Raw genomic sequence first — 16,139 nt, 5'->3', positions numbered from 1 at the left:
CCCTAAGCTGAATTGACCCGGCAAACCTGACATGCCAAAGGCCCGCAAAGCCTTTCATCTGGAGTAGCCTGATGACCGACCGCATCGAGATCGCCGGATTGCGGATTGCCCGCGAGCTGCATGAGTTCGTGGCCACGGAAGCGCTGCCGGGCACGGGGATCGAAGCGGACGCCTTCTGGAACGGTTTTTCGGCCATCGTCCATGATCTGGCGCCGAAGAACCGGGCGCTGCTGGCAAAGCGTGACGCCATCCAGGAACAGATAGACGGCTGGTATCGCGATCACGGCGCGTCGGTCGACATGGAGGCCTACAAGGGCTTCCTGAAAGAGATCGGCTACCTCGTTCCCGAAGGCCCGGCCTTCAGCGTGTCGACCGACAATGTCGACCCTGAAATTGCTGATGTTGCCGGACCGCAGCTGGTCGTGCCGGTGATGAATGCGCGCTATGCGCTCAACGCTGCCAATGCGCGCTGGGGTTCGCTCTACGATGCGCTCTACGGCACCGATGCCATCCCCGAAACGGATGGCGCCGAAAAGGGCAAAGCCTTCAATCCGGCACGCGGCGCCAAGGTCGTCGCCTGGACGAAGACCTTTCTCGACGAGGCTGCCCCGCTCACGTCCGGCAAATGGGCCGGCGTCAATGGCCTGTCGCTGGCGCAAGGTGCCTTGCGGCTGAGCGCCGGCGCCGGCTCGACGACGCTGGCCGACCCCAGGCAATTCGTCGGCTATCGCGGCGATGCCGCCAATCCCGATGCCGTGCTGCTTGTGCGCAACGGCCTGCACATCGAGATCGTGATCGACCGCAACAACCAGATCGGCCGCACCGATCCGGCGGGCATCGCCGATGTCATCCTGGAATCGGCGCTGACCACCATCCAGGACTGCGAGGATTCGGTCGCGGCGGTGGATGCGCCAGACAAGGTCATCGTCTACCGCAACTGGCTCGGCCTGATGAAGGGTGACCTAGCAGAAGAGATCACCAAGGGCGGCAAGAGTTTTGTCCGCAAGCTCAATCCCGACCGCGCCTACACTGCGCCCGCCGGCGGCAGGCTGACCGTGCCCGGCCGCTCGCTGATGCTGGTCAGGAATGTCGGCCACCTGATGACCAGCCCGGCGATCCTCGACCGCGACGGCAATGAGGTTCCGGAAGGCATCATGGATGCGGCGATGACGGCGCTGATCGCGCTGCACGATGTCGGGCCGAACGGCCGCCGCGCCAATTCCCGCGCCGGCTCGATGTATGTCGTGAAACCCAAGATGCATGGGCCGGAGGAAGTCGCTTTCGCCGTCGAGATCTTCGACCGCGTCGAAGCGCTGCTCGGCATGGCGAAAAATACCATCAAGATGGGCATCATGGACGAGGAGCGGCGCACCACCGTCAACCTCAAGGAGGCAATCCGCGCCGCAAAAGAGCGCGTCGTGTTCATCAACACCGGCTTCCTCGACCGCACCGGCGACGAGATCCACACCTCGATGGAAGCCGGCCCGATGATCCGCAAGGGCGACATGAAGCAGGCCGCCTGGATTTCCGCCTACGAGGCCTGGAATGTCGACACCGGGCTGGAATGCGGCTTGGCCGGCCACGCCCAGATCGGCAAGGGCATGTGGGCGATGCCGGATCTGATGGCTGCGATGCTGGTCGAGAAGATCGCCCATCCCAAGGCCGGCGCCAACACTGCCTGGGTGCCGTCGCCGACGGCGGCGACGCTGCATGCCACGCACTATCACAAGGTCGATGTTCACGCCGTGCAGGCGGCGCTGAAGAACCGGCCCAAGGCGAAGCTTGACGACATCCTGTCGGTGCCCGTTGCCGTGCGGCCGAACTGGTCGCCCGAGGATATCCAGAAGGAACTCGACAACAACGCGCAGGGCATTCTTGGCTATGTCGTGCGCTGGATCGACCAGGGCGTCGGCTGCTCGAAAGTGCCTGACATCAACGATGTCGGCCTGATGGAAGACCGCGCCACGCTGCGCATCTCCTCGCAACACATCGCCAACTGGCTGCACCACGGCGTGTGCAGCGAGGACCAGGTAATGGCGACGATGAAGCGCATGGCTGACATCGTCGACCGCCAGAACGCGGGCGACCCGCTCTACCAGCCCATGGCGGCCGATTTCGACGGATCGATCGCCTTTCAGGCCGCCTGTGATCTGGTCTTCAAGGGCCGCGTCCAGCCCAATGGCTACACCGAGCCGGTGTTGCACGCGCGGCGGCTGGAACTGAAGGCGCAGCAGGGCTGAAGAGGCCAGTCCCTGCCGTGAATGGGGCGGCAGGTCTTCGGCCTGACTTCCTCCGGAGGTGAGGCGTCAGGAAGCTGTATGGTCCAGGAGCCGGATGGTGGGATCGCGACGGTGTTCGGAGTTGACCCTATCGACGCCTTCCACCGTAATCGCGATCGTCCCGTTTTCCACTCTTGCTATCCAGCCCTTCGCTTTCAGATACCAGAGATGAAACTCGAGATGCTCTCGCGGACAGTCTGACAGGCGTTCGAGCTCCACATCCCCGATCCCGGGATTGCTGACGTCGTGCCGGCGCTTCGCGTAAAGCAGCGACAGCAGCCTGGCCTGGATCACGACATCCCGCTCGATGCCTTTGCTGTTGCTGGCTTCCTCGGTCAATTCGCGGCGAAGGCCGGCATGGTCCCTATACGCGATGTCGTATTGAGCGCGTTTGACCGGATCCTTGAGCGTGTTGTGGGCTTCCACGATTTCACTGAAGCGGGCTTCATCGCCGGTTTCGCGATTGTCGGGATGATAGCGCATCGCAAAATAGCGAAATATGCGCTCCAGCGTTTCCGAGTTGGCGTTCGGGCTGACTTCCAAAACTTCGTAGTAGTCAACGAACATAGCGGGCTCCCCGACCGCAATCATATTCACATTATCTAAATAAGGAATTCCCAATGCGGAGACCAAGACTTTGGTCCGATGCGATGACGTCCACGCCCCCGAAGACGGAGAAACGGCCGGCGCCCGGTCGGTGGGGGCAGTTGGGTGGTGAGGACGTCGACCAAGCGGACAATCAGGTCCGCGGCAGTGCGGAGATGGCCGATTCGTCGGATGACGGTTATGGCGTGATTGCGGAAGGTGGCGTGGCAAGGTCGGCTTGTCGGGCGGCGAGTGATCTACGCCGCCTGCGCCACCCGCTCCGAGCTCATGCGATAGGAAATCGCTTCGGCCAGATGGATGCGGCCGACGGTTTCGCTGGCGTCGAGATCGGCGAGTGTCCGCGCCACCTTCAGCACCCGGTGATAGGCTCGCGCCGAAAAGGCGAGCTTTTCGCTGGCGTCCTTGAGCAGCGACAGGCCGGCGGCGTCCGGCATGGCGATCTCCTCGATGACCGAGGGCGCGCAATGCGCGTTGGTGGTGGCGCGGGTGGCGCCGAGCCGCTCGAAGCGCTCGCGCTGGATGGTGCGGGCGCGTGCCACACGCATCGCCACATCGGCACTTTTCTCCGCCCGGTCGGGCCGGATCAGGTCGCTGGCCGAGACCGCCGGCACTTCGATCCTGAGATCGATGCGGTCGAGCAGCGGGCCCGAAATGCGCGCCTGGTAGTCGGTGCGGCAGCGCTCGCCGCGCAGGCAGCGATAACCCGGCTCGCCGGCCATGCCGCAGCGGCACGGGTTCATCGCCGCCACCAGCTGGATACGCGCCGGATAGGTGACGCGATGGTTGGCCCGCGCGATCATGCAGTCGCCGGTCTCCAGCGGCTGGCGCAGCGCATCGAGCGTCTGCGGCGTGAACTCGGGAAACTCGTCGAGGAACAGCACGCCGTGATGGGCCAGCGACACCTCGCCCGGCCGCGCGCGGATGCCGCCGCCGACCATCGCCGCCATCGAGGCCGAGTGGTGCGGCGCGCGGAACGCCCGCCGGTCGGTCAATTTGCCTTCGCCGAGCTCTCCCGCCACCGACGCGATCATCGAGACTTCGAGCAATTCCTTCGGCGCCAGCGGCGGCAGGATCGACGGCAGCCGCTGCGCCAGCATCGATTTGCCCGAGCCCGGCGGCCCGATCATCAGAAGATTATGCCCGCCGGCGGCCGCCACTTCCAGCGCCCGCTTGGCGGTCTCCTGGCCCTTGATGTCGGCGAGGTCGGGCAAATCCAGCGCGGCGGCGTGGATGCCGGCCTCGGGGCGCGACAGCACCTGCGTGCCGCGAAAATGATTGGCGATGGCAATCAGGCTGCGCGGTGCCAGAATGTCGAAATCCTTTCCAGCCCAGGCCGCCTCAGGTCCGCAGGCGAACGGGCAGATCAGGCCCTTGCCCTCGGCATTGGCGGCGATCGCCGCCGGCAAGGCGCCGGCGACCGCGGCAATCGTGCCATCGAGCGACAATTCTCCAAGCACGACATAGCCGGCCAGCATGTCGCCCGGAATGGCGCCAAGGGCAGCCATCAGGCCAAGCGCGATCGGCAGGTCGTAGTGACTGCCTTCCTTCGGCAGGTCGGCCGGCGCCAGATTGACCGTGACTTTCTTCGACGGCATCGACAGGCCGGATGCATGCAGTGCGGCCTGCACCCGCTCGCGGCTTTCGGCCACCGCCTTGTCGCCCAGGCCGACGATGTGCATGTTGACCTTGCCGGGCGCGATCATCACCTGCACGTCGACCGGCACGGCCTCGATGCCCTGGAAAGCGACCGTGCGAACCCGCGCCACCATTTCTTTGCCCCCAGACCACAACCCACGCGATGGCCAAGAAATGGCCCCACGGGCAGACAATCACAAATCCTCGGTCAAATCAAGAACATTACGGGAACATGTGAGCGCGTGGGTTGCAGCCGAATTGAGCGCGGTTGCAAAAACGGAACATGGTTAAGACAAAATGAAAACGGCTTACCCGCGCTTGTCCTCGACTGCATCCCAGAACAGGCTGGCGATGTCGGCGCCGCCGAAGCGTTTGACCTCGCGCACGCCGGTCGGCGAGGTGACATTGATCTCGGTCATGTAGTCGCCGATCACGTCGATGCCGACCAGGATGAAGCCACGCTCCTTCAGCGAAGGCCCGATGCGTGCGCAGATCTCGCGTTCGCGCGCCGTCAGCTCGGTCTTTTCGGCGCGGCCGCCGACATGCATGTTGGAGCGGGAATCATGTTCGGCGGGCACGCGGTTGATGGCGCCGACCGGCTCGCCGTCGATCAGGATGATGCGCTTGTCGCCCTTGCGCACGTCCTTGAGATAGCGCTGCACGATATAGGGTTCGCGAAACATCTGGCCGAACATTTCCAGCAGCGAGGCCAGGTTGCGGTCGCCCTCCAGCAGATGGAAGATGCCGGCGCCGCCATTGCCGTAGAGCGGCTTGACGATGATGTCGCCGAACTCCTTGCGGAAGGCGGCAACTTCGAGTGGATCCTTGGTGATCAGCGTGTCCGGCATCAGGTCGGCAAATTCGGTGACGAAGATCTTTTCCGGGCTGTTGCGCACCCAGGCCGGGTCGTTGACCACGAGCGTCTTCGGGTGGATGCGCTCCAGGATGTGCGTGGTGGTGATGTAGTTCATGTCGAAGGGCGGATCCTGGCGCAGCAGGACGACGTCCATCTCCGACAGATCGGTGCGCACCTTCTCGCCCAGCGAATAGTGGCTGCCCTTCTCGTCGCGCACCTGCATCTCCTCAATGCGGGCAAACACCTTGCCGTCGCGCAACGACAGCCGATCCGGCGTGTAGTGGAACAGCTCATGGCCACGCCGCTGCGCTTCCAGCGACAGCGCGAACGAGGTGTCGCCGGCGATCGACACGGTGGAGATGTGGTCCATCTGGACGGCGATTTTCAGCTTCATGGCGGGTCTCCGGCGGCTCGGATGGACGACTGTCCTGCCTGTACAGGCTCACTGCCCGTCTGCCAATCGCGACCTTTTGAAGATTGGCATCAGCAAGTCGCAAGCTCGGCCCTGCCGGTCATTCCGTGACAGGAGCCAGGCTGCGCGTCCTCGTTGTTCCTTGAGCCCGAATCCACACCTCACATCGATCCTTCGAAACAGGTCGCGGTTGCCCATGGAAAATCGATTTCGCGATACGTTTCCTAAAGGGTTTGCTGCCAGTCTGAAAATAAATTCCGAAGTCACAAAACAGGGACACCGATGCAAACTTCGTTTGGCACCGGTCAGGCAAACAGGGAGAGCACGGATCTGGCATTCACCGATCCGTTGACCGGGCTTGGCAACCATCGCCGCTTCTTCGACAAGGTCGATCGGCTGATCGCCGACCGAGCCGACGATCCCGCGCCCTTTACCGTCGGGATTCTCGACCTCGACGGCTTCAAGCCGATCAACGATCTGTTCGGCCACAAGGCCGGCGACGACATCCTGATCCAGGTCGCGATGCGGCTGCGCGCCTCTATGGACGGCTATTCCACGGTCTGCCGCATCGGCGCCGACGAATTCGCTTTTCTCTATCCGATGGTATTCAGCGAGGACGCTGCGGCCGAAAAGTCGCGCATGCTGATCGAGATCCTGTCGGCGCCCTACGATGTCGGCGAACGCACCGCCAGGCTTTCGGCCTCGGTCGGCTGCTCGTTGTTCTATTCGGGCGACGAGACCACGGAAATCCTCATCAACAAGGCAGAGACGGCACTCTACCACGCCAAGCGTTCCGGCCGTGGCCGCGTCGTCGTCTACACCCGTGAGATGGAAGAAGCCGCCAAGCGCGTCACCCGCATCGAACAGGCGCTGCGCCGGGCTGTCTCGGCCGGCGAGGTGGAGCCGCATTTCCAACCCATCGTCGATCTCGCCACGCGCCGCACCATCGGCTTCGAGACGCTGGCGCGCTGGACCGACCGCGACCTGGGTTCCGTGCCGCCGACCGTCTTCATTCCCATCGCCGAGGAGCGTGGCATCATCGGCCCGTTGTCGCAGCTGGTGCTGCGCAAGGCGACGGAGGCCGCCAGAAGCTGGCCGAAGGACCTGTTCCTGTCGTTCAACCTGTCACCCTCGCAGCTCGTCGACCAGAACACCGGCCTGCACATACTGGCGATCCTCGACCGCACCGGCTTCGATCCGCGCCGGCTGGAGATCGAGATCACCGAGACCGGCCTGATGAACGACCCGGCCTCGGCCGCTCAGATCGTCGAGGATCTGCGCCGCGTCGGCATCCGCGTCTCGCTCGACGATTTCGGCACCGGCCAGTCCTCGCTCGGCCGCTTGCGCGAATTCCATTTCGACAAGCTCAAGATCGATCGCGCCTTCGTCTCCTCCATTCTCGACGACAGGCCGTCGGAACACATCATCCGCGCTATCCTCGCAATGTGCGAAGGGCTCGGCATGGACGTCGTCGCCGAAGGAATCGAGCAGGAAGCGCAGGCCGATCGCCTGGTCCAGTTTGGCTGCGCCGGCGGACAGGGCTATCTGTTCGGCAAGCCGGTCGATGCCGACGCCACGCTCGGCTATCTCCGCGATTCCTTCCGCGGCGCCCTGCGCGCCAAGGCGATCTGACCGGCGGTCCTCCGCAATCCCCAACCCCGACGGTGCTGCCGTGCACATCCGGTGCGGCGCATTGTCGTTTTGTCTGACATAAGCCCTGAAATTCGGCGGTTCGCCCTTGCCCGCGCGCCTTGCGTGGCTAGGATGCGCGCCGGTCACGCTACAGCGCCGCGCGTCTTTCAAGACGCGCAAAGGACGCTGTAGCATTTAACATTTGCGCATGATCCCTTTCCGAAAATCGATCCGATTTTCGGGGTCATGCGCTGGGAGACAACAACGATGATGCCATCGGCGCATTTTGCCGACCTCGAAGGAGCCTCGGTGCTGATCACCGGCGGCGGCTCCGGAATTGGCGCGGCACTGACCGAGGGTTTTGTGCGCCAGGGCGCCAATGTCGCCTTCATCGACATCGCCGACGGCCCAAGCACAGCTCTTGCCGACCGCATCGAGAAAGAATTCGGCCGCCGGCCGCTCTATCTCAAGACCGATTTGCGCGATGTCGAGGCCCTGCGGGCGTCCGCCGCGAAGGCTGCCGAGGCGCATGGCGATGTCACCGTGCTGGTCAACAATGCGGCCTGGGACGAACGCCACGCCGTCGAAGACGTGACGGTCGAGTTCTGGGACAACAACCAAGCCATTAATCTGAGGCCGCATTTCTTCACCGCGCAAGCGGTGGCGCCGGGCATGAAGCGGGCCGGCGGCGGCTCGATCATCAACTTCACCTCGACGTCCTATCTGATCAACCACCCCGACATGCCGTCCTACACGGCCGCCAAGGCCGGTATCCTCGGTCTGACCAAGGGGCTGGCCGGCAAGCTCGGTGTGGACGGCATCCGCGTCAACGCCATTGCGCCCGGCTGGGTGATCACCGAGCGGCAGAAGGAGCTCTGGGTGACCGAACAGGGGCTTGCCGCCCATGTCGCCAAGCAGTGCATAAAACAGGTGATGCAGCCGGACGACATCGTCGGCACGGTGCTGTTCCTGGCCTCGGACGCCTCGCGCATGCTGACAGCGCAGATGCTGGTCGTCGATGGAGGCTTCCTGTGAGCCAAGCCGGCAACGCACCGGCGGTCGCCGCCGTCGACTGGGGCACGACCCGTATGCGGGTCTGGCTGATCGACGGGCAAGGCAATATGCTTGCCGAACGCCGCGGCGATGACGGCCTGATCACCGCGCAGCAAAAGGGCTTTTCGACCATCCTCGAAGGGCATCTGGCGGCGATGGGAGCACCAGCGGCGCTGCCCGTCATCATCTGCGGCATGGCCGGGTCCCGCCAGGGCTGGCTCGAAGCGCCCTATGTCACCGTGCCGGCGCCGCTTACCGCCATCCTTGCGGGTGCCGCCAGGGTGCCCGGCCAAAGCCGCGACATCCGCATCGTTCCGGGCCTTGCCCAGCGGCTGACTGACGCGCCCGACGTCATGCGCGGCGAGGAAACCCAGCTTGCCGGCGCCGGCCTGCCGGCCAGGGGGCGCCAGTTGGTCTGCATGCCCGGCACCCATTCGAAATGGGTGCTGGTCGAGGATGGCGCCGTTACCGGCTTCGGCACCTGGCCGACCGGTGAGCTGTTTTCCGTGCTTGCCGCGCATTCGATCCTGCGCCATTCGCTCGGCGAGCACCCCAAGCCGGTCACATCGGACAATCCGTTCTTCCGCCGCTGGTGCGAAACCGCATTGGGCGAAGGCGGCGATGTCACCTCGCGGCTGTTTTCGATCCGGGCCGCCGGCCTGCTGCAGGATTTGAAAGCCGACGATGCCGCCGCCTGCCTGTCCGGCCTTTTGATCGGCGGCGAGATCGCCTCCGCCAGCCGCCGGCATGGCGCCGGCGCCGAACCCGTGGTGCTGATTGCCTCCGGCGCGCTGGCCGCCCTCTACCAGGCCGCACTTGGTCTTGCTGGGCTTGAGGTCCGGGCCGTCGACGCCGACGAGGCAGTGCGTGCCGGTCTCGTCGAGGCGGCGCGCGAGAACGGCATGATCGCCAGAATTGGAGTTGCCCGATGAGCCAGACCGCACCGTTTCCAAAACTCAAGCGCGGCCTGGTTGCCATCCTTCGCGGGCTCAAGCCCACCGAGGCGATGGCCATGGGCCAGGCGCTGTTCGACGCTGGCATCGAGGCGATCGAAGTGCCGCTCAACTCGCCGCAACCGTTCTCGTCGATCGCCCGCATCGTCCAAGTGCTGCCGAAAACGGCGCTGGTCGGCGCCGGCACGGTGCTGACGCCGGCCGATGTCGATGGCTTGCACCAGGCCGGAGGGCGGCTTCTGGTCAGTCCCAACATCGATGCCGAGGTGATGGCGCGCGCCATGCATTACGGCATGGTGACGATGCCCGGCGTGTTCACGCCGACCGAAGCCTTCCTGGCGATCAAGCTCGGCGCCTCGGCCCTGAAATTCTTCCCGGCGAGCGTGCTGGGTGCCGGCGGCATTTCCGCGATGGGCGCGGTGTTGCCGGCGCAGACATTGGTCGGCGCCGTCGGCGGTGTCTCTGAAAAAGATTTTGCCGGCTACAAGGCTGCCGGCGTGACCGCCTTTGGTCTGGGCTCCAGCCTGTTCAAGCCGGGCATGAGCGTCGACGAGGTGGCCGCGCGTGCGCAAGCTGCCGTCGCGGCCTGGGATGCGGTGTTCGGAGAAGCAGGATGAGCGAAGCGATCGTTTCGGTTTTTTCCGATCACGTCTGCCAGCTCGGCGAGGGGCCGAGCTACGATCCCGCCACCGATACGCTCTACTGGTTTGACATCGTCAACAGCCAGCTTCTGGAAAAGCGGCTGTCCGGCGGCGCGACCACCGTCCATGAGCTTGGCCAAATGGCGAGCGCCATCGCCGTCATCGACGACAAGCGCCAGCTGATCGCCGCCGAGACCGGCCTTTATGTCCGCGATGTCGCGACCGGCAAGCTGACGCTGCACACGCCTGTCGAGGCCGACAATCCGGTCACGCGCTCCAACGATTCCCGCGTCCATCCCTGTGGTGCCCTGTGGATGGGCACCATGGGCAAGGGCGAGGAAAAAGGCGCGGGTTCGATCTACTGGTTTTTCAAGGGCGAACTGCGCCAGCTGTTTTCGGACATCACCGTCTCCAATTCGATCTGTTTTACCGAGGATGGCGCGATCGCTTACTACACCGACACCTCGACCGGGCTGCTGATGCGCGTCGCCTGCGACCCGGCGACCGGTCTGCCTGCCGGTGAGCCCAAGCTGTTCGTCGACCACCGCTCGGCCAAGGGCTATGTCGACGGGTCGGTGCTCGACCGCGACGGCATCCTGTGGAACGCCGTCTGGGGCGGCAGCGTCATCGAAGCCTACGGACCCGACGGCAAGCTCGTCCGCACGGTCGCCATGCCGGTGACGCAGCCATCCTGCCCAGCCTTCGTCGGCGCCAAGGCCGACCGGCTGGCGGTCACCTCCGCCTGGTCGGGCAAGGATGAGAAGCAGCGTCTGCTGGATCTGCAGGGCGGCATGACCTTTCTGCTCGATATTCCCGTCAACGGCCGCTTCGAGCCGCGCGTGCTGATCGCCTGATCGAACTGGATTCTATGGTCGGACGGTGCGTTGTCACGCCACCGCCCGCACCGTGTCGGTTTCGCGAGAGCCTGACGTCTCGACCATGCGATGGTAGGTGATCGTACCGCCGGGAATCGTTCATCTCATGCCAAGCCGTAAGCCGAAACTGATACTCGTCCATGAGCCGGAAAAGGCTTGTTTCAACCGTCTGTTCGCCGACGGCCATGCGTCGCAGCGCGCCACCGAAATCGCCTCCTATCTGGCGCAGTCGACCGATCTCGCTCCTGAATTCGACGTGCTTGGCCGTGCCTGCCACGCACGCGGCCTGTCGTTCACGCCGGTGGCGCTCGACGACGCTGCCAGCGTGCTCGCCGGCGAGCATCCCAGCACAACGCTGGTCTGGACGCTGACCGACGGCATTGCCTATTTCCGCGGCGGCGCGGCGCCCGCTTTGGCGCGACTGGGCGGTTTCAAGACAATCGGCGCCGACGATGCGCTGTTCGCGCTCTGCCAGGACAAGTTCCGCTCCGGCGCCGTGCTCGGCGCGCTCGGCCTGCCGGTGCCACAGGCTGGGCTCGCGCGTGACGGCCAATGGCTGGTCGAGCCGCCGGCCTCGCCCGCCGGCTGGTTCGTCAAGCCCAACCGGCTCGGCGCCAAGATCGGCATATGGCCGGATTCGCGCTGCAGCGATCTCGCCCACGCTTTGGAGCTCAGCCGGCGCGTCTTTTCGGCCTATCGCGACGATGTCGTCGTCCAGCCTTATGTCGCCGGCCGCAACGTGCGCGCCAGTTTCCTCGGCCTGGTACCAGATGCCGGGGTCGAAGCGCTTGGCGTGGCCTTTGTCGATTCAGGCGCCGATTTCCAGACCATGGCCGACAGCCTGGCGCTCTACGGCGACACTGGCCAGGCAGCGAAAGCGGCGGGACATTACGCCGAGCCGGAGCTCGTCGCGGTCGCCGACAGCCAGCCGGCCGCCGACGCCAGGATTCGTGCGATCGCCGGGCGGCTGATGAGCGGGCTCGGCCTGCGCGACGTGTTTTCCATCGATCTCAGGGTCGAGGCCGACGACACCGTCCACCTCATCGAGTTCGAGGTCTGCCCCGGCCTGCCCTGCTTCGATTTCCGCGTCTATTGCCGCCAGCAATGGGACCTCGAGCTTGCCGATGCCATAGCCGAGACAGCGGCGAGCCGGCTGATCGGCCAAGAGCATCGGGCCTGAAGGCGCGACGGCAGATCGCGGGCCGACGGCGGACGCGTTTCACTACGGCATTCGCTCGACCGCCTGCAAGGCGGGATCCATCTTGTCCCAGGCATGGCCGTGGCTCGTGTAGGTCACCATCTGCGGGCTGAACTGTTCCGGATCGTCGAGGCTGGCCGCATGGACCGCTATGAATTCCGGCATGGCGACGGATATCAGAAAGACCGGCGTTCCGCAGGTTGGACAGAAGGTGTGGATTTTTTCATTGCCGCTGGCGCCCGCCACGCGCCAGGTGCTCACCTCCCCGGTAATGGCCATATCGGCGCGCTGGCCGAAGGTCAGGTAGGATCCGTGGCCGGTGCCTGAGCGCTTCTGGCAATCGCTGCATTGGCAGTGGTTCTGGAAGATAGGCTCGTCATTGGTCTCGTAACGGATCGCGCCGCATGCGCAGCCGCCGGTATAGCGCTTGGTCATTGTCATTCTCCACGGGTCTGATTCTGCTCGAGGCCGCAACATCAGGCCGACTTCGGCTTGGCGAAAATATCGATGCCGCTGCCGGTTTCGAGGAAGGATTTCAGGCTGGACAGCACCGCCGGCCAACCCTGGCTGACGCCCTTCGCCATGCCGCTGCCGGCCTCGAGCTCGTCATGGCTGACGGTCAGCCGCACCATGGTGTCGTATTCCTCGATGGCGAACGTCACGCGGCTGGTTTTTGACGGATCGTCCGCCTGCGAAGCGTTCGCCCAGGTGATGACGAGGCGGGTCGGCGGCGAAATCTCGACGACCTTGCCGACGAGTTCGACGGTCCGTTCGTCATTGGCGCGGATGTGCTCCCATTTCGAGCCCGGCGTCCATTCGGAGACGTTCTCGTGGCCCCAGTAGCGCTTTGCGATCTCGGGCTTGATTATCGCCTCGAACACCTTCTGCGGCGTCGAGCGGATATAGGTCACGTAGACAAAGCTGGTCGTTTCCCTGGTCATTGGTCTTCTCCTTCGAGTTCTTGCTTCAGGTCGTGCAGCAGGCTGAGCCGCTGCCGTTCGAATTTCCGTACCCAGCGCTCGTAGACTTCGTGCAGCGGCACGGGATTGATGAAATGTAGTTTTTCGCGGCCGCGCTTGACCGTGCTCACCAGGTTGGCCGCCTCCAGCAGGTCGAGGTGCTGGGTGGCGGATTGCCTGGCCATGTCCAGATGATCGCAAAGCTGACTGAGCGTCTGCCCGTTCTGCTCGCACAGAAGGTCAAGCAGCCTTCTGCGTGTCGGGTCGCCCAGCGCTTTGAAAACCTTGTCGGCGTCCATCTGCCTCACTCTGTTGTAAGGCATAATATGCAGGTAAATACCTGCATGTCAACCAGCAATCCGACCGGCGTTGAATGACCGCTCGTCGGCACGGCTCCGCACCTGGCAACTGCGCCAGGCAGATCATCGTGAAATCGCGGAGCAAAGATATGTAAAATGAGCCTGCGAGGCTTCAAACGCCGCCAGGCTCTATCCGATTTTGAGCACGTCTCCGGCTAAAACCGGAACTATGCTTGCAGGGGACCTCAGGCGCCCTCGACCAGGACGATCTCGCCGTCGGCGACCTTCTGGCGGATGGCGGCGGCGCGCTGGTATTCCGGCGAATGGTAGCAATCATGCGCGGCGGCCAGCGATTCGAACTCGATGATGACATTGCGTGCGCGGCCGGGGCCTTCGGCCTTTTCATGCTCGCCGCCGCGCGCCAGGAACTTCGCGCCGAAGCGCTCGAAGGCAGGTTTGGCGGCGGAGACATAGTCCTTGTAGCCTTCCGCGTCGCGCACATCGACACGAGCGATCCAGTATCCTTTGGGCATTTTCTTGGTCTCCGAACTTGTTCCTGGAAATCTCAGGCCGAGCGCATCTCGTCGAGGATGGCTTCGGCCGCTTCCCGTTTGTTGGCCGCAGCAATGATCGGACGGCCGACGACGAGGTGGCTGGCGCCGTTGCGAATCGCCTGGCCTGGCGTCACCACGCGCTTCTGGTCGCCATGGTCGCTGCCCGCCGGCCGGATGCCGGGCGTCACCACCGCCATGTCGGGTCCCACGATCCGGCGCACCGCCTCGGCCTCCGCGGCCGAGCAGACGATGCCGCCCATGCCGGCATGCAGCGCCTGTTCCGAGCGCCTAAGCACCAGCGTATGCGGATCGTACTCATAGCCGACGTCGATCATGTCCTGCTCGTCCATCGAGGTCAGAACACTGACGGCAAGCAGGCAAAGGTCGCTGCCTCTGGCCGCCTCTACGGCGGCCTGCATGGCCTTGGGATAGGCGTGGATGGTCAGCATGGTCACGCCCATCTTGACGATGTTCTCGACACCCTTGGCCACCGTGTGGTCGATGTCGAGCAGCTTCATGTCTAGGAAGACGTTGGTGCCGCCGCTGGCCAGCTCCCTGGCGAAGTCGAGCCCGCCGGCGAAGGCAAGCTGGTAGCCGATCTTGTAGAAGGAGACGATGCCGTCGAGTTCGCGCACTGCCTGCTCGGCTTGCTTCACTGTCGGCACGTCGAGGCCGACGATGAGCCGGTCGCGCATGCTATTGGCGATCATGCCTCGATCCGGGTGGACAGCAGGCGCGAGGTCTCGATCAGCGTGCGGCATAGGTGCTCCATCGATTTGTGCAGTCTTTCGTCACGGAAATTTCCATCCTCGTCGAAGGCGTCACCGCCGTCGGGCACCGAGCATTCCGGCGTCACCACCTCCATCTGGCAACGCACCAGCACCGCGCGCAGATGGTTGATGCAGCGGATACCGGCAAAGTGCCCGTTGGAGGACGAGCAGAGGCCAACGACCTTGCCGGCCAGCGGCCTGACTGGCCGGCCACCATCCCTGCGCACCCGGCTCACCCAGTCGATCGTGTTCTTGAGCAGCGGCGGAATGGAGCCGTTATATTCGGGTGTGGCGATCAGCAGCCCGTCATGGGCGACAATCAGACGGCCGAGTTTCTGGGCGTTTTCGGGAACGCCTTTTTCCTTTTCCAGGTCCTCGTCCATGATCGGCAGGGGGTATTCGGCGAGCGAGATGCGGGTCACCTCGGCACCTTGCATGGCGAGTTCCTTTTGCGCCACGTCGGCGGCCCTGCCGCTGTAGGCGCCGCTGCGCACCGAGCCGGCGAAGACGAGGATTTTCGGGATCACTGCCATTGGCCACCCTTGTTCCCGGACAGGTACAGCCAAGGACGGCTCAAATCAACGGCTGGATAGGGGAATAGGGCAGTAGGGGAATATGGGAGTAGAAAATAGCCTGGAAATGGAACCCTTCATCCCTACTCCCTTACCCCCTTCTCCCTTAGTGCGCCTCGCGGCGATAGATCCACAGCTGCGTCGGCGGGATGTTGCGGAGGATGAAATCGAAATGTTTGACCGTATAATTGCCGCGGCCGGGTGGGATCGGCGACATCGGGCCATAGGTCAACTGCACGATCGGCCGTCCGGCCGGGATGCGGTCGAGCAGGCTCTCGATATAGGCGATGCGCTGGGCGACCGGAAAGTTGAGCAGCGGCACGCCCGAAACGACGGAATCGAAGATCATCCCGCTCTTGTCGCCAAGCGTGGCGTTGAGGTTGAAGGCGTCGCCCTCGATGACGTTGACGCCGGGATAGAGCCGCCGCAGGTGACGAACGAAATCCGTGGAATATTCGACAGCGTAGAGGTTTTCGGGGCGTACGCCCTGGGCGAGGATGGCGCGGGTGATGACGCCGGTACCGGGACCGACCTCGAGCACTGGCAGGCCGGATTTAGGATTGACGATCGAGGCCATCTTGCGCGCGGTGATCGAACTGGTCGGCACGATCGAGCCAACCGTCTTCGGCTTGTCGATCCAGCCCTTGAAGAATTTGAGTTCGTCGTCGAACTTTTCGACAAGCGCCTTCCGCAGTCCAGGGCCACGTGTCATGCAAGCTCTCCTCAGCGCTCCCCGCAAAGTTACTTAGCACCTGAGCGGTGCTAGGCAAGGCGCGGCCGGACGCATGTCGTGGATAAGATAATTTTCGTCGCGTCTCAAGGGGTGACGCGATTCAAGGATTTAC

17 protein-coding genes are annotated in these 16,139 nt (G+C 64.1%); 7 read left to right on the top strand and 10 right to left on the bottom strand.

Annotated features, from left to right (window positions below; all coding sequences use genetic code 11):
• Positions 1–71: 71 nt before the first annotated feature.
• Positions 72–2,240, top strand: coding sequence for a malate synthase G (locus EN955_RS08910; RefSeq protein WP_024502166.1), 2,169 nt, complete (start codon positions 72–74; stop codon positions 2,238–2,240).
• A gap of 66 nt (positions 2,241–2,306) precedes the next feature.
• On the opposite strand, the gene EN955_RS08905 is transcribed toward EN955_RS08910, so the two are convergent.
• The 3 genes from EN955_RS08905 to gshB all read right to left on the bottom strand — a co-directional run bounded on the left by EN955_RS08905 (position 2,307) and on the right by gshB (position 5,770).
• A complete protein-coding gene (locus EN955_RS08905; RefSeq protein ID WP_013528603.1) occupies positions 2,307–2,846 on the bottom strand; it encodes a J domain-containing protein in 540 nt (179 codons plus the stop codon).
• Between the two features lie 275 nt (positions 2,847–3,121).
• Positions 3,122–4,654 (bottom strand): YifB family Mg chelatase-like AAA ATPase, encoded by a 1,533-nt coding sequence (locus EN955_RS08900; RefSeq protein WP_127223404.1) that lies wholly within the window; start codon positions 4,652–4,654, stop codon positions 3,122–3,124.
• A gap of 174 nt (positions 4,655–4,828) precedes the next feature.
• A complete protein-coding gene (gshB, locus tag EN955_RS08895) occupies positions 4,829–5,770 on the bottom strand; it encodes a glutathione synthase (RefSeq protein WP_013528601.1) in 942 nt (313 codons plus the stop codon).
• Between the two features lie 300 nt (positions 5,771–6,070).
• Between gshB and EN955_RS08890 the strand changes: the two genes are divergently transcribed.
• The 6 genes from EN955_RS08890 (at position 6,071) to EN955_RS08865 (ending at position 12,122) form a co-directional block, all read left to right on the top strand.
• The gene (locus tag EN955_RS08890; protein WP_013528600.1) at positions 6,071–7,420 is read left to right on the top strand and encodes an EAL domain-containing protein; all 1,350 of its coding nucleotides are present in this window, start codon (positions 6,071–6,073) and stop codon (positions 7,418–7,420) included.
• Between the two features lie 267 nt (positions 7,421–7,687).
• Positions 7,688–8,455 carry an SDR family oxidoreductase gene (locus tag EN955_RS08885; RefSeq protein WP_024502164.1) on the top strand — a complete coding sequence of 256 codons (768 nt, stop codon included), beginning with the start codon at positions 7,688–7,690 and terminating at the stop codon, positions 8,453–8,455.
• Positions 8,452–9,405 (top strand): 2-dehydro-3-deoxygalactonokinase, encoded by a 954-nt coding sequence (locus tag EN955_RS08880; RefSeq protein ID WP_024502163.1) that lies wholly within the window; start codon positions 8,452–8,454, stop codon positions 9,403–9,405. The genes EN955_RS08885 and EN955_RS08880 overlap by 4 nt, the downstream gene beginning before the upstream one ends.
• Complete coding sequence (locus EN955_RS08875) at positions 9,402–10,043, top strand: 2-dehydro-3-deoxy-6-phosphogalactonate aldolase (RefSeq protein WP_024502162.1); 642 nt, start codon at positions 9,402–9,404, stop codon at positions 10,041–10,043. The genes EN955_RS08880 and EN955_RS08875 overlap by 4 nt, the downstream gene beginning before the upstream one ends.
• Entirely contained in the window at positions 10,040–10,921 is an 882-nt protein-coding gene (locus EN955_RS08870; protein WP_024502161.1) for an SMP-30/gluconolactonase/LRE family protein, read from the top strand. The genes EN955_RS08875 and EN955_RS08870 overlap by 4 nt, the downstream gene beginning before the upstream one ends.
• 127 nt (positions 10,922–11,048) lie before the next feature.
• Complete coding sequence (locus tag EN955_RS08865) at positions 11,049–12,122, top strand: hypothetical protein (protein WP_024502160.1); 1,074 nt, start codon at positions 11,049–11,051, stop codon at positions 12,120–12,122.
• 42 nt (positions 12,123–12,164) lie between these two features.
• Here EN955_RS08865 and EN955_RS08860 read toward each other — a convergent pair whose 3' ends face one another.
• The 7 genes from EN955_RS08860 to pmtA form a co-directional block, all read right to left on the bottom strand.
• Positions 12,165–12,575, bottom strand: coding sequence for a GFA family protein (locus EN955_RS08860; RefSeq protein ID WP_013528594.1), 411 nt, complete (start codon positions 12,573–12,575; stop codon positions 12,165–12,167).
• 41 nt (positions 12,576–12,616) lie between these two features.
• Positions 12,617–13,081: an SRPBCC family protein gene (locus EN955_RS08855; RefSeq protein ID WP_013528593.1), complete on the bottom strand. Its 465-nt coding sequence runs from the start codon at positions 13,079–13,081 to the stop codon at positions 12,617–12,619.
• Positions 13,078–13,398, bottom strand: coding sequence for a helix-turn-helix domain-containing protein (locus EN955_RS08850; RefSeq protein WP_024502159.1), 321 nt, complete (start codon positions 13,396–13,398; stop codon positions 13,078–13,080). The genes EN955_RS08855 and EN955_RS08850 overlap by 4 nt, the downstream gene beginning before the upstream one ends.
• 245 nt (positions 13,399–13,643) lie before the next feature.
• Positions 13,644–13,931, bottom strand: coding sequence for a DUF1330 domain-containing protein (locus tag EN955_RS08845; protein WP_024502158.1), 288 nt, complete (start codon positions 13,929–13,931; stop codon positions 13,644–13,646).
• Positions 13,932–13,963: 32 nt separating this feature from the next.
• A complete protein-coding gene (gene pyrF / locus EN955_RS08840; RefSeq protein WP_013528590.1) occupies positions 13,964–14,662 on the bottom strand; it encodes an orotidine-5'-phosphate decarboxylase in 699 nt (232 codons plus the stop codon).
• A complete protein-coding gene (locus EN955_RS08835; protein ID WP_024502157.1) occupies positions 14,659–15,255 on the bottom strand; it encodes an NADPH-dependent FMN reductase in 597 nt (198 codons plus the stop codon). Before EN955_RS08835 ends, pyrF begins: the two co-directional genes overlap by 4 nt.
• Before the next feature lie 145 nt (positions 15,256–15,400).
• Positions 15,401–16,006 carry a phospholipid N-methyltransferase PmtA gene (gene pmtA, locus EN955_RS08830; protein ID WP_013528588.1) on the bottom strand — a complete coding sequence of 202 codons (606 nt, stop codon included), beginning with the start codon at positions 16,004–16,006 and terminating at the stop codon, positions 15,401–15,403.
• Between the last annotated feature and the right edge of the window lie 133 nt (positions 16,007–16,139).

Origin of the sequence: Mesorhizobium sp. M7A.F.Ca.CA.001.04.2.1 (assembly GCF_003998485.1) — a bacterium.
Taxonomy (GTDB): Bacteria; Pseudomonadota; Alphaproteobacteria; order Rhizobiales; family Rhizobiaceae; genus Mesorhizobium; species Mesorhizobium ciceri.
The sequence above is the reverse complement of the archived record's forward strand: the minus strand, read 5'-3'. Positions and strand labels throughout refer to the sequence as shown.

Coding starts and splice junctions, on each gene's coding strand:
- pyrF (WP_013528590.1), bottom strand. CDS start 14,662: ATGATCGCCAATAGCATGCGCGACCGGCTCATCGTCGGCCTCGACGTG.
- EN955_RS08865 (WP_024502160.1), top strand. CDS start 11,049: ATGCCAAGCCGTAAGCCGAAACTGATACTCGTCCATGAGCCGGAAAAG.
- EN955_RS08905 (WP_013528603.1), bottom strand. CDS start 2,846: ATGTTCGTTGACTACTACGAAGTTTTGGAAGTCAGCCCGAACGCCAAC.
- pmtA (WP_013528588.1), bottom strand. CDS start 16,006: ATGACACGTGGCCCTGGACTGCGGAAGGCGCTTGTCGAAAAGTTCGAC.
- EN955_RS08885 (WP_024502164.1), top strand. CDS start 7,688: ATGATGCCATCGGCGCATTTTGCCGACCTCGAAGGAGCCTCGGTGCTG.
- EN955_RS08875 (WP_024502162.1), top strand. CDS start 9,402: ATGAGCCAGACCGCACCGTTTCCAAAACTCAAGCGCGGCCTGGTTGCC.
- gshB (WP_013528601.1), bottom strand. CDS start 5,770: ATGAAGCTGAAAATCGCCGTCCAGATGGACCACATCTCCACCGTGTCG.
- EN955_RS08890 (WP_013528600.1), top strand. CDS start 6,071: ATGCAAACTTCGTTTGGCACCGGTCAGGCAAACAGGGAGAGCACGGAT.
- EN955_RS08845 (WP_024502158.1), bottom strand. CDS start 13,931: ATGCCCAAAGGATACTGGATCGCTCGTGTCGATGTGCGCGACGCGGAA.
- EN955_RS08855 (WP_013528593.1), bottom strand. CDS start 13,081: ATGACCAGGGAAACGACCAGCTTTGTCTACGTGACCTATATCCGCTCG.
- EN955_RS08910 (WP_024502166.1), top strand. CDS start 72: ATGACCGACCGCATCGAGATCGCCGGATTGCGGATTGCCCGCGAGCTG.
- EN955_RS08850 (WP_024502159.1), bottom strand. CDS start 13,398: ATGGACGCCGACAAGGTTTTCAAAGCGCTGGGCGACCCGACACGCAGA.
- EN955_RS08860 (WP_013528594.1), bottom strand. CDS start 12,575: ATGACCAAGCGCTATACCGGCGGCTGCGCATGCGGCGCGATCCGTTAC.
- EN955_RS08870 (WP_024502161.1), top strand. CDS start 10,040: ATGAGCGAAGCGATCGTTTCGGTTTTTTCCGATCACGTCTGCCAGCTC.
- EN955_RS08900 (WP_127223404.1), bottom strand. CDS start 4,654: ATGGTGGCGCGGGTTCGCACGGTCGCTTTCCAGGGCATCGAGGCCGTG.
- EN955_RS08835 (WP_024502157.1), bottom strand. CDS start 15,255: ATGGCAGTGATCCCGAAAATCCTCGTCTTCGCCGGCTCGGTGCGCAGC.